The sequence below is a fragment of the Microvirga sp. jy35 genome, assembly GCF_056148915.1.
Genome location: NZ_JBWBEW010000004.1, coordinates 83,987 through 96,310 on the forward strand (window position 1 = coordinate 83,987; position 12,324 = coordinate 96,310).

General features: G+C 64.4%; 11 protein-coding genes. 5 read left to right on the forward strand and 6 right to left on the reverse strand.

Annotated features, from left to right (window positions below):
• Positions 1–39: 39 nt before the first annotated feature.
• Complete coding sequence (locus tag AC0QTX_RS05220) at positions 40–969, reverse strand: DMT family transporter (protein ID WP_474602770.1); 930 nt, start codon at positions 967–969, stop codon at positions 40–42.
• A 275-nt stretch (positions 970–1,244) separates the two neighbouring features.
• Here AC0QTX_RS05220 and AC0QTX_RS05225 point away from each other — a divergent pair, with 275 nt between their 5' ends.
• The gene (locus AC0QTX_RS05225) at positions 1,245–1,916 is read left to right on the forward strand and encodes a hypothetical protein (RefSeq protein ID WP_474602771.1); all 672 of its coding nucleotides are present in this window, start codon (positions 1,245–1,247) and stop codon (positions 1,914–1,916) included.
• 5 nt (positions 1,917–1,921) lie between these two features.
• On the opposite strand, the gene AC0QTX_RS05230 is transcribed toward AC0QTX_RS05225, so the two are convergent.
• Positions 1,922–3,790: a calcium-binding protein gene (locus AC0QTX_RS05230; protein WP_474602772.1), complete on the reverse strand. Its 1,869-nt coding sequence runs from the start codon at positions 3,788–3,790 to the stop codon at positions 1,922–1,924.
• 923 nt (positions 3,791–4,713) lie between these two features.
• Positions 4,714–5,304 carry a hypothetical protein gene (locus AC0QTX_RS05235; protein ID WP_474602773.1) on the reverse strand — a complete coding sequence of 197 codons (591 nt, stop codon included), beginning with the start codon at positions 5,302–5,304 and terminating at the stop codon, positions 4,714–4,716.
• A gap of 212 nt (positions 5,305–5,516) precedes the next feature.
• On the opposite strand from AC0QTX_RS05235, the gene AC0QTX_RS05240 reads away from it, so the two are divergent.
• The 3 genes from AC0QTX_RS05240 to AC0QTX_RS05250 all read left to right on the forward strand — a co-directional run bounded on the left by AC0QTX_RS05240 (position 5,517) and on the right by AC0QTX_RS05250 (position 7,652).
• The gene (locus tag AC0QTX_RS05240) at positions 5,517–5,654 is read left to right on the forward strand and encodes a hypothetical protein (protein ID WP_474602774.1); all 138 of its coding nucleotides are present in this window, start codon (positions 5,517–5,519) and stop codon (positions 5,652–5,654) included.
• Between the two features lie 289 nt (positions 5,655–5,943).
• Positions 5,944–6,396: a LexA family protein gene (locus AC0QTX_RS05245; protein WP_474602775.1), complete on the forward strand. Its 453-nt coding sequence runs from the start codon at positions 5,944–5,946 to the stop codon at positions 6,394–6,396.
• Positions 6,393–7,652, forward strand: coding sequence for a Y-family DNA polymerase (locus tag AC0QTX_RS05250; protein WP_474602776.1), 1,260 nt, complete (start codon positions 6,393–6,395; stop codon positions 7,650–7,652). Before AC0QTX_RS05245 ends, AC0QTX_RS05250 begins: the two co-directional genes overlap by 4 nt.
• A gap of 37 nt (positions 7,653–7,689) precedes the next feature.
• Here AC0QTX_RS05250 and AC0QTX_RS05255 read toward each other — a convergent pair whose 3' ends face one another.
• Positions 7,690–8,706 carry an LLM class flavin-dependent oxidoreductase gene (locus tag AC0QTX_RS05255; protein ID WP_474602777.1) on the reverse strand — a complete coding sequence of 339 codons (1,017 nt, stop codon included), beginning with the start codon at positions 8,704–8,706 and terminating at the stop codon, positions 7,690–7,692.
• Positions 8,707–8,828: 122 nt separating this feature from the next.
• Positions 8,829–10,544, reverse strand: coding sequence for a cis-3-hydroxy-L-proline dehydratase (gene lhpI, locus AC0QTX_RS05260; RefSeq protein WP_474602778.1), 1,716 nt, complete (start codon positions 10,542–10,544; stop codon positions 8,829–8,831).
• 402 nt (positions 10,545–10,946) lie between these two features.
• Between lhpI and AC0QTX_RS05265 the strand changes: the two genes are divergently transcribed.
• A complete protein-coding gene (locus AC0QTX_RS05265; protein WP_474602779.1) occupies positions 10,947–11,672 on the forward strand; it encodes a Crp/Fnr family transcriptional regulator in 726 nt (241 codons plus the stop codon).
• A gap of 46 nt (positions 11,673–11,718) precedes the next feature.
• Here the strand turns inward: AC0QTX_RS05265 and AC0QTX_RS05270 are convergent, their stop codons facing one another.
• Positions 11,719–11,967 (reverse strand): DUF6894 family protein, encoded by a 249-nt coding sequence (locus AC0QTX_RS05270; protein WP_474602780.1) that lies wholly within the window; start codon positions 11,965–11,967, stop codon positions 11,719–11,721.
• Between the last annotated feature and the right edge of the window lie 357 nt (positions 11,968–12,324).

The following is a 12,324-nucleotide window of genomic DNA, read 5'->3' on the forward strand; positions in this document are numbered from 1 at the left end:
TACCGGTTCGCCGATAAGACAACGCGCCAGCAAAAATCGTTACTTGACGGCCGGCCGCCGCAGCACGAGCACGTTGCCCACAAGCGCCAGCACGACGCCGATCATAGCGAGCGGCGTCCACACATAGCCCTCGATCAAGGTCGAGACGGTGAGCGCCACGATGGGAAACAGCACCGTGGCGTAGCCCGCCCGCGCGGCCCCGAGCCGCCGCAGCAGGGTCAGGTACGACATGAAGGCCAGGACCGACGCGCCGATGGACAGATAGAGCAGCGAGCCCACGTACTTCAAAGTCGGCTCGATGATGAAGGCGTTGCCGCGCAGCAGGTTCAGGGCCAGCAGCACCGCGCAGCCATAGGTCATGCCCCAGGCGGTGGCGGAGAGCAGCGGCACGCCCCGGCGCTGCACCACCGTCGAGATCATGTTGCCCGAGCAGAAGAACAGGGTGCCCATCACGCAGAGCGCCAGACCCTTCAGCGCCGCCGCGTTGAAGCCGGCGCCCGTGATTTCCGGCCAGAACAGGAACACGATTCCCGCCACCCCGATCACGCCGCCCAGCGCCACCCTGGCCTCCGGCCGCTGCCGGAAGATCACGAAGCCGAGCACCAGGTTGAACACGGAGGCCAGCGAGAACACCACCGAGAGCAGGCCGGACGGGATGCTCAAGCCCCCGTAATAGAACGAGATGAAGTTGAACGAGAACAGGCAGCACCCCACCGCGGCAAAGCGCAGGTGATCGGCCATCGCGAAGCGCACCCTGTGGCCCGTGGCCAGCACCCAGGCCCACATGAGAACGGCCGCCAGCAGGAAGCGCCACAGCACCGACATCTCCGGCGCCACGACGCCGAGCTGCGCCCGGATCCCGATCCAGCTCACGCCCCACAGGGACACGGTGGCGGCGTAGAGCCCGAGGGTCGACCCGTCGATCCGGTTCAGGCTCTGGGCGGGCATGGCGGCGGTGGCGTGGCTCATGGATCTCGTCCTCTTGGGACGATCCGAATACGCCCGACGAGGCATCAGGACAAATGATGATATCTGATCGTTTTCCGTTGGAACGGTGATGGAACACGCCGACTCCGGGCTCCCGCCCTGGAACGCCCTTGGAACGCTCCTGGAACAAACCCTGGAACAGCCTGGAACAGCGTTCCAAGCCGTTACATCCCCAAGGGCAACCTCATGAACCTTGACAATCATCCCATGAACGACATAATGTTCTTCTTTTGTTCCAATTTGAAGAAGCCATTGCGATGCCGTTTTTGCCCTCTGCCCCTCTCCAGGCCCTGCCCTCCGGCCAGAACCCCGCCTCCGCCGGGTCGGGTGCCGCCGCACGGGAGCCGGGGCGGCTGCGCGACAAGCTGAGCCCCGAACAGGTGGCCCGGATGCGGGAGCTGGTGGAGGGCACCGACTGGCCCTACCGGCGCATCGCCGGAGAGCTCGGCCTCTCCATCGCCACCGTGTCCCGCTATGTGGCGGAAGGCGGCTGGCAGCGGCCGCCGGCCCAAGGGCCTTCTCATGCGCCCTCCCCAACGGCTACGGCCCGATCCCGGCAGCGGCTCACCCAGACCCTCTGGCGGCTGGCGGAGCGCCATGCGGAGGAGCTGGAGGACCAGCCGCTGGCCGTGACAGGCCGCGCCCTCCAGCCGCTCGCCCGCCTCACCCGGACGCTGGGCGAGATGGACAAGCACGCCCACCCGCCCTCAGCCCAGGGCAATACGAGATCGACAACCAGCCCCGCCGCAGCCTCCACGAGCTGCGCGACGAGCTCGTGGCCCATCTGGAGCGCGTCGAGCGCGAGGAGCGGGAATACGATGAGCGCTATCGATGGACGTTTGAGAATGGGGCAGGGATTTGAGGGAAGCTTAATGGGCGCAGGACAAAGGTGCCCCGGCCAAAAGGCCGAGGCACCCTGCTGGTCATAGGACCGCTAGATCACGAAGAAATCGCTCGCCGTGATGCTGGTCCTGTTGGTCAGTGTTGCAAACAGCGTCTGGTTGTCCCGAGTCCCGCCATCGGCATCAAAGAACAGGTTGCCTGTGCTCTGATCATAGACGATCCGGTCATCGGCCTCCGCGGCGGCGCTCGTGAGCGCAAACGCGTTGGCGCTCAGGGCACCATCCGTCAGCCCGACGAAGACAGTATTGTCGAGTCGCAGCGTATCGTCACTGGAGCGGAAGTCCCGGATCCTGTCGACATTGGCTGTCGGGTCAAGAGAAGCGTTGAAGATGAAGGCGTCATCGCCTGTTCCTCCGGTGAGCACGTCATTTCCGCCGCCGCCAATGAACGTGTCGTCGCCGCGACTGCCGCTGAGGCTGTCGCTGCCGGCACCACCCACCAGGAAGTCGTCGTCTCGCCCGCCTGTCACCCGGTCATTGCCCATGCCGGCGTTGAAGTAGTAGGCGTCGCCCGACTGAACGGCCTTGAGATTGTCAGCGCTTCTGGTGCCAAGGCTCACAACGTCGAACTGATCGCCCCGGGCTGCGCCCGAGACGAGGTCGCGTACGTCAAAGGTCAGTCCGGACCTCGCCGCATCGAACGTTATGCCTTCATCGTCGAAGCGGCTGATGGCGCCAACGAGATCGCCGGCACTATTCTCGGATTGGAGGCGAACCGCGAGGCCGCCATCCTGATTGGTCATCGTACCGGCATCAGTCGCCGTTCCATTGCCCACCTCCGCGCTTGTAAAGGTGAGACGAACCTGCCGCGCCGAGGAAGCGGTGACGCTGACAATGTCGGAGCCCGAACCGAGGTTGACGACATCCGATCCACCCGTCGAGACATTGAAGAAGGCGCGGTCGTTGCCCGTGCCGCCGAAGAGATGGTCATGACCCGATCCGCCGGACAATTCGTCATTGCCCGATCCGCCGACAAGATGGTCCTTGCCTGAGTTGCCGAACAGCCTGTCATGGCCCGAGCCGCCATCGAGGTAGTCGTCGCCGGAGCCGCCGTACAGCACGTCGCGGCCTGAGCCGCCGCTCAGGTAGTCATCACCCGCTCTACCGGACAAGACATCGTGACCGCCACGGCCTTGGAGGTTGTCGGCATTCCCCGTGCCGCGAAGCACATCGTTTCCGCCATCTCCAACAACAGCTTTGCGAACCTGAAGTGAGACCGAATCTTGAAACAACGCGAGGGCGCTGTTGTAGGAGAGTTCCCGGATCTCGCCGGAGGCAATCGGCAGTACGATCTTGTATTCCGCCGTCCCATTCACCTCGCCAGCCGTGCCCTGGCCGTGCCCTGCGAGAACCGACTTGCCGTGCAGAACGATCTCCCGCCTGTTGAGCGAAACGTCGTCCAACAACTTTGCGAGTTCCCCATTTCGTGCATCGGACAGGTCGTAGGTTTGGGAGAACAGGAACGAGGTACCAGTAGGGTTAGGGAAGCCTGAGTCGTCACCAGGAGGGGACGTGAGGTTGAGAAGAACAGGGCCGTAGGTGTCCAGCCCCTCCGCCAGTTCGATAAACCCATCCCGGTCATCGTCCTGAGCCAGCGTCGGCACGGTCGCGTTACTTCCATCCACAAACCCGTGAATGTGCTGCAGATGGGCTTTGCCGGCCTCGACGCCCCTTGCAGCCGTGATGACCGTGAGGCGGTCGCCCTTGAGCAGGAGCAGAGCCCCGCCTTCAGCCTCGGAATTGTTAAGCTCGTTCAAGTCCGCGAAGAACACGCGGTCTGCCCCGGCAAAGGCCTGAAGGGCGGCATTGAGGTTGGCGCTGTTCAGGTCCAGCGAACTGTGCGATCCGCTGGCTGCGCCAGAAGACAGTCCGCCGTGTCCCGTATGGTTTTGCTCAGTCATCGATGACTCCCATGGTTGGTAGCGAGTGAGCTTCAGGGGAGTGGCGTGGCCGTGGCCCTCAGACAGCCGCACGCAAGACAAGGAAGAAGCCCGCATTCACCCTGAGCAGTCGCTACACGGCAAATCAGCGATTGGATGCAGATTGCTCAAAATAATCTGATAAATATCCGCTAAGCTTAGCGTTTTTATATTTATCACTGGTGCTATTAATTTTGATTATCGACGAAATAACTGATGATATATTTTTGGTTAAGCTTGGTTTATTTATAACTTTACATCCGGCACCAGGAATCCATACACACAGTTTGATAGCACAGCAACTTATGCGCGAGTGTTTAAGCTTACACCTCTTAGGATGCTTCCGTAATTGAATATCCGAAGCCGATAAACAGGCACCATGGTCTAGCGAGGGGACATGAGATGACCCTTACGCTCTGTACCCTCCCTTGGTCCCTTAGATCCGTTCAGAATTGGTTCGCCTCATGTAACCCTGCGAAAAGCAGAACAGGCATAGGACTGCGGCTCTACTTCTAGTTCTCCCACCCCTGTGGATACATGTGAATAAACCCACTCATCGGCGGATATTCTGAGCTTCCTTTACGGAATCCACACCCAGCCAGCCGCCGATTGACGCCGCCTGCGTCCATGCTCTCCCTTTTTGTTCTCAAATCAGGGAGAGCAGAAGGTGCTGGCAGGCGTCGGTGACGGCGGGACGGTGTGCGTTCCGGTGATCGGTCATGGTGTGTGCGCGGGCTTCCCCTCCCCGGCCCAGGACGATGTGGAGGGCAACGTGGAGCTTCCACACTGGATGGCGCCCAGGCCAGCCTTCCGCCGGTCGATGCGGCAACGAGGTTCGAGCGGATCGACCCATGGGAAGGGTCTCGTCTCGAGCCACGCTGTTCACCTGACCGCGTCAGCGCTCGTCAAAGACCCTGCCGGTCACGGTGGGGTGCGTATCCGCGCCCCGTTCGGCCGTAATCCGGCACATCAGGTTCCCGGTTCTTCCTCTCGCCGTGGATCAGCCAGGCCAGTGCGTATCCGGCCGCTGCTGCCATGAACAGCGCGAGCAAGGGGTTTCCTGTCACCTGCTGCGTCACGGCTTGCTGGCCCTGGCGAACGTACCGCTCTGCCTCCGGGTATCGTTCGCGGGCCTGTCGGGCGTATTGCTCGCCGCGATCGTACATGTCGCGGGCAACGCCTGACGCTTGATCCGAGACCTCGTGCAGGGCGTCCCGCACCTGATTCAACATATGCTCGGTCGAGGCCTGGGGCGCATCGCCGGGTTGGTCGCCCGCCGCCGGGCGGCTGGGTTTCCCCTCGGGCTCGGGGCCTTTGGTGATGGTCACGGAGACGGGATCGCTCGTGGGAAAGGTCTCCTCGATGGCGTGGTCGAGCCTTGCATCGAGGTTTGCCTTCGAGTTCTCGGCGAGATCGTTGTCCAAGGGTTGCTGTGCAGATCTGTTCCCCTGACTTTCAGGAGCGGATGGGCTGCCGGCATGAGGGGGGTTCGCCATGTGAGTTCTCCACGGCGCTCCGGGTGGGCCCGTCGCGAACCGTCCTCCTTGTAACGCCAAGGCTGCAAAGGCTGTTCCGGCCCTGCTCGATGCGTGCAAGCAGCCTTAACCGAACGCGGCGTCCGCCCGGCGGGCCGCGGCCGGGATCGGCGTTGACCTGTCCCCTTCCGCGCCATGTAAACGCAACGTCCATCAGGGAAGGGATGAAATCCATGGCCGGCAAAGCGCGCACCCGACCCTCGTTCAAGAAGAATACCCGCCGCTACAAGGCGGTGGTCGCCCCGGCCAAGGTGCTCAAAGGACAGAGGAACCTCACGAAGAAACGCCGCTACGCCAGCCGCCACGGCTAGCTGAACGACAGGCACGGGAAGGATAGCGGGTCGCCCCGCCTCTTCAGGAACCGAGGCCATCGGCCAGGCCTCGGGCTGCCCCTTCAACCCGGCGGCAACAGCAGGCGTGGCGAAAGCTCATCGCTCTACTTCTAGTTCCCCCAACCCTGTGGATACATGTGAATAAGCCCCCTCGTCTGCGGATATTCTGAGCTTCCCTTACGGAATCCGCGTCCGGCCAGCCGCCGCCGATTGACGCCGCCTGCGTCAATATGTTCCCTCTTTGTTCTCAACTCAGGGAGAGCAGAAGGTGCTGGCAGGCGTCGGTGGCGGCGGGACGGTGAGCGTTCCGGTGATCGGTCATGTTTTGTGCGCGGGCTTCCCCTCCCCGGCCCAGGACTATGTGGAGGGCAACGTGGAGCTGCCGCGCTGGATGGCGCCCAATCCGGCCTTCACGTTTCTCTTCAAGGTGGGCGGCCACTCGATGATCAAGGCGCGGATCTTTCCTGGCGACCTGCTCATCGTCGACCGCAGCATCACGCCGGGAAACCGCCACATCGTCGTGGTGGACATCGACGGGGAGCGCAGCGTCAAGCGCCTGCTGCTGAAGGGCGGGCGCGTCAGGTTCGCGTTCGAGAACGACGACTTCCCGTCCTTCCCCATGGCGGAGCACACGGAGTATCTGGTCTTCGGGGTCGCCACGGGCATCTACCGCCGTCTCACCGAGGCCAAGCCCGAAGCCAAGCACGAGGGCCGGCGATGACCTTCGCGCTGATCGACGGCAATTCGTTCTACTGCTCGTGCGAGCGGGTGTTCGATCCGAAGCTCGAGGGCCGGCCGGTGATCGTCCTGTCCAACAACGACGGATGCGCCGTCGCCCGCACCGCGGAGGCGAAGGCCCTGGGCATCCGCATGGGAGAGCCGTTCTTCAAGATCCGCGACCTGTGCCGGCGGGAGAATGTGGCGGTCTTCTCCTCCAACTACACGCTCTACGGCGACATGAGCTGGCGCATGAACGAGGTCTATCGCCGCTTCACGCCGAACGTGGAGGTCTATTCCATCGACGAGAGCTTTCTGGATGTCTCCGGGTTCGACCGTCGCGATCTTGCGGCCTACGCCCGCGACCTGCGCGCGACCGTGCGGCAATGGGTGGGCATCCCGACCTGCGTGGGCATCGGCCCCACGAAGACGCTGGCGAAGCTCGCCAACCGGATCGCCAAAGGCATTCCGGAACTGGGCGGCGTGTGCGATCTCACCAACGAGGAGATCCGGGCCCATTGGCTGGTGCGCATGCCGGTGTCGGACGTGTGGGGAATCGGCAGGGCGTCGGCCGCAAAGCTCGAACGCCTGGGGCTGGAGAGCGTGGCGGACCTCATGGCCATGGACCTGCGCCAGGCGCGCCAGCTCCTGACCGTCACGGGCGAGCGCATCGTGCATGAGCTGCGGGGCGTGTCCTGCATGCCCCTGGAGCTCGTGCCGCCGCAGCAGAAGGGCTGCGCGGTCACGCGCATGTTCGCGGGGCGCATCACTGAGTTGCCCATGATGCTGGAGGCGGTCTCCACCCATGCGAGCCGCTTGGGGGAAAAGCTGCGTAGGCAGGGCCTCGGCACCGCGCACGTGACGGTCTTCTACCACACCTCCGCCCATGACGCCGACCAGCCGCAGCGGAGCGTCTCGACCACCGTGCAGCTGATCGAGGCCACCAACGACACCACGGTCCTGGTCAAGGCGGCCGAGGCGGGCGCGCGGCAGATCTGGCGCGACGGCTACCGCTACTCCAAGGCGGGGGTGGTAACCGTCGATCTCGTCGCTATGGACCGGGCGCCGCGCGCCCTCTTCGGGGGCTTCGATCGCGAGAAAGGAGACAGGCTCATGACCGCCATGGACGCGGCCAACGCCCGCTTCGGCCGGGGCACCGTCACCCTGGCGGCGGCCGGCATCAGGAAGCCGTGGGAGACGAAGTTCGAGAAGCGCTCACCGCGCTACACCACGCGCCTGAGCGATCTCCCCAGCCTGTAGAAAGGCCATACAGCGGCCCGTTTCCCCAGGGCGATCGTCACCGCCAGCCCATCGCCGGGGCGACATGCTTCAGGATGGCCTCGATCACATGGGCGTTGTAGGCGACGCCGAGCTGGTTCGGCACGGTGAGAAGCAGCGTGTCGGCTTCCGCAATCGCCTCGTCGCCTTTCAGCTCCTCCACGAGCCTGTCAGGCTCCGCCGCGTAGGAGCGGCCGAAGATCGCGCGCATGTTGTCGATGACGCCGATCTGGTCGTCGTCCTTGCCGCGTCCGAAATAGGCGCGGTCGCGGTCGTCTATGAGCGCGAAGATGGAGCGCGAGACCGAGACGCGCGGCTCGCGGGTATGGCCGGCCTCCTTCCAGGCCTCCCTGTAGCGGCGGATCTGCCGGGCCTGCTGCACATGGAAGGGCTCGCCCGACTCATCCTCCTTCAGGGTCGAGCTCTGGAGGTTCATGCCCTGCTGCGCGGCCCACATGGCCGTGGCGTCGGACGCGGAGCCCCACCAGATGCGCTCGCGCAGGCCTTCCGAATGCGGCTCGAGGCGAAGCAGGCCGGGCGGGTTGGGAAACATCGGGCGCGGGTTCGGCTGGGCAAAACCCTCGCCGCTGAGCACGCGGAGAAACACCTCCGTGTGCTGGCGCGCCATGTCGGCATCGCTCTGGCCCTCCTCCGGCGCGTAGCCGAAATAGCGCCAGCCGTCGATCACCTGCTCGGGCGAGCCGCGGCTGATGCCGAGCTGGAGGCGTCCGCCGCCGATCAGATCGGCCGCGCCGGCGTCCTCGGCCATGTAGAGCGGGTTCTCGTAGCGCATGTCGATGACGGCGGTGCCGATCTCGATGCGGCTGGTCTTCGCCCCGATGGCCGCCAGCAGCGGGAACGGCGAGGCGAGCTGGCGGGCGAAGTGGTGGACGCGAAAGTAAGCGCCGTCCGCGCCGAGCTCCTCGGCCGCCACCGCAAGGTCGATGGACTGGAGGAGCGTGTCGCGGGCCGAGCGGGTCTGCGATCCGGGCGAAGGCGACCAGTGCCCGAACGAGAGAAAGCCGATCTTCTTCATGAGGCGGTTCCTGTGCAAAGGCCTTCAGCCGGATCGACGCGTGAGCTGGCGGACGGGCTGTTCGCGATCAGGACCTCGTACGCCCGCCGCCGTGGCAGATCAACCGTCCGAGCAATCCGCCCTTACCGCAGCCAGGCAGGCGGCTCCTGTTGCGCCTTGCCGCTGCAGGCGGCCTCCACGCACGCGGCCATGCTGCCGAACCGGACCCCGCGTCCGACGAGGCCCGGCGCATAATGCGCGTACTTGCCGGAGTTGGTCATCAGCGTCCGGACCTCTGGGGGGATCACCGGCTCGCCGAGCATGCACCAGCATGTATCCGTCACGAACTGAACGCCGAAGGCTTCGGCCTCGGCCACATGCCCGGCCCGTGAGGCCGCCTCAAACACGGCCCGGCCGCAGGTCACGACCAGCGCAACGTCCGCGGACTTGGTTCGCCCCCGCACGAGCGCGGCCAGGCGAGCGCACTCGCTCAGGGAGAAGTGCGGATTGCCGAGGCTGACAAGCCCGACCTCCGGCAAGGCTGCCGTGTTCAGAGCCTCCCAGGCCTGCCGCAACGCGCTCAATGCGATGCGCATCTGGCGCTCCGGCTTTTGCCCGTCCGCCTCCGGGGTGATCCCGGCGATGTGAAACATCGGTGCGGCGGCAACCGTGGCAAAGGCTGCGCCAAAAGCCTTCAACGCGTCCGGCCCTGCGGCGCTCGTCTCAAGCCCGCGGATCAGAGGGATCTCGGTGCCGCAGACGGAGCCGCAGCAATAGCCGAGCAGCGGCCAGAAGCTGTCGTCGGTTCCTGCGGGCATTTCGACATCCAGGGCGAGCGTCGCCCGCCGTCCGGCATCGCGGTGGCAGCCCGCCAGCGGGGCACGCCCGGTCACGGCCATGCAGATGTCCAGGTAGTCCGGGTATTTCATCGTCCGGGCGCCGAGCACGCTGTTGGCATAGACCACCGCGTTCGACTCCGCCCAGCCCACCTGCTCGCCGAATTTCGGAGCGGTCTCGAGCAGGTACGGCGCACAGGTGAAGCTGGGCTCGGCGCCCATGGCAAGATAGGCGTCCGCCAGGGCGCTCGCCGGATTTCCCAAGTCGTCTGCCACGCCCTGTGCACGCCAGCGGCGCTTGTCCACCGAGATGGCGTTGAGGGTCGTCGGCACCCGCACGCGCGCTCCCCACGCGACCAGCATCTGCGCAAAGCGCAAGCTTGCCGGCCCGGTGTAGATGCAGCCGTCGACGTGCACCTGGGAGACATCCATGAAGGCCTCGGCCTCCTGAACGGCGGCCATGCGGAGCAGCAGGCGCATCGCAACCTGCGCCGCCTTGCCGTGCTGGCCCGAAAGGAACGCCTGGTCGATCGCATCCAATCGGACCGGCGTGTCCTCGTTGCCCCCATGCTGTGCCTGGCCGGGCTGCCAATCCTCGGCAGGCGGCTCATGGAGAAGCTGAAGACTGCCTTCTGCCACTCTGGCGTACCGGTACTCACCGATGTGTGCGAACACCTCCCGGTCCACCCGCAGCACCGGGATCGACCGGTCGAAGACCACCTCGGCGACCATTGCACCGAGGGTGAGGATCTCTTCGCGCTCGCAGATGACGATGGCCGCCGGCGCATGGCCGTTCAGGATCAGTTCGAGCAGCACGCCGCTTCCGGAGCAGGATCCACGGCCGCTCGGGATCGCGAGCACCCGCCCGGCCAGGCTCTGGTTGCGCAAGGGATGATGCTGATCGATGACGATCCCCGTTTGAGGATCCACGCCGCCCCAGAAGCTGAGACCCACCTCCGCGCCGAGCAGTTCACCCCCTGCTTCACCCGCTACCAATGTTCTGCCGTAACTTGTGAGATTCACGCGGTCGCTCCTGGCTCGACGGGATGTTCAGGCCGAAGCCTTTGTCCTGCGATCCGATACCTTGTGCAAGGCCGGTCCGGGCCGACAGCATGGCCCGGCACCTCGACGCCGACGGCTGGTGGTTTCTCCCCTACCGGGGCTGGTGGCACGCGGCGAACGGCAACATGGCCCAGACGCTCCCGCAGGCGGCGCGCATGAGGAGGCGGAAAAGTGGACCCGGTTTTCCGCACGATGCTCCAAGCGGCAAAAAGCGCGCACTCTTCGTACGATTTTACACTCTTCGTACGATTTCATGGGCCAAGAGGGACTTCTGGGCGTATGGTCTTTCATAGCCTGCTGGTTGATCCGGGCGTAGGCCATTGAGAGACACAATCGCGCTCCCGCCCCAACCGAGGGCGAGCCATGTCTCATCCCCCATTGCCTGTGATCCGCAACCGCCTGCTCCGGGCGCTCTCCCCGGACGATCTGGAGCGGCTCCAGCCCTTCCTTGAACCGGCGCCCCTGAACCGCCCGGATGTGCTGGTGGAGCCCAGCATCCCCATCGAGCACGTCTATTTCGTCGAGCAGGGTATCTGCTCCGTCATTGCCATCTCCCAGGACAACAAGCAGATCGAGGTCTCAAGCGTGGGCCGGGAGGGGCTGGTGGGCGTATCGGTCGTCCATGGCCTGGACAGCTCCATCCACCGGACCTTCGTTCAGGTGGCCGGATCGGCCCTGCGCATGAGGGCCCAGGATCTGCGGGAGGCGATAGAGTGCAGCCTGACGCTGCGCAAGCTGCTGACGCTCTACGCCCACACGGTCTGGATCCAGACTGCCCATACGGCTCTGGCCAACGGCCGCTTCACCACCAACGAGCGCCTGGCCCGGTGGCTCCTCATGAGCCACGATCGCCTGGACGGTGACGAGGTGCCGCTCACCCACGAATATCTCGCACTCATGCTGGGCGTCCGGCGGGCCGGGGTCACCGTGGGGCTGCAGATCCTCGAAGGGGAGCGCATGATCAAGGGGACCCGCGGCCTGATCCGGGTGCTCGATCGGGCCAAGCTCGAAGAGCGTGCCGGCGGCAGCTACGGCATGCCCGAGGCTGAATACCGGAGGGTCATCGAGACCAGGGCCGGGGCGACTTGAAGCCCGTTCCGCGTGAGGAGCGACACGCAGTTCGTGGACCGTTGTCTCACATGAGGGCGCGAGCCGTCCGGCGCACCGTCATGGCGACGTCCACGGTGAGGAGCAGGAAGCCATCCGCATCCCGGACCCGCACGCTGACTTTGGGTGCGCGACCCTCGGGCAGGACGTCATGGCCGATCTCGACCGCCGAGCGGGCGGCGTGATATTCGGCGACCGCCAGACTCTCGTAATCGATGCCCACATCGTCCCGGGTGAAATCGTCCCCGATGGATACGTCAAGGTAGAACCGAGGCAATGCAACTTCTCATGTTCTGGTCGATCATCAACAAGGGGAAGAGCCGCGCCCGGTCTTTCGATCGACCGTGTGCGCGACGCTTCGGTCCGTATTTTGCCCCTACGGAGTTCGCACCATATCGGTCTAAGAATAGGCACTCAATGTAGGAAAGAGGTCCATTCGAGAACCGTACCATACCGTACAATTTATCGACATGAAGGCGTGACAGAGGGCGTTCCTTGTGAATATATGATGTTCATCGGATCTCTTTATTTGCCCCTACGGATCCGACAACTTGAAGCGCCCTCTTCGGATGGGCGATTTTTTCTTGAAAACTCTACCTTATATTAGACCTACTTATGTCGTTTTCCGGAAATT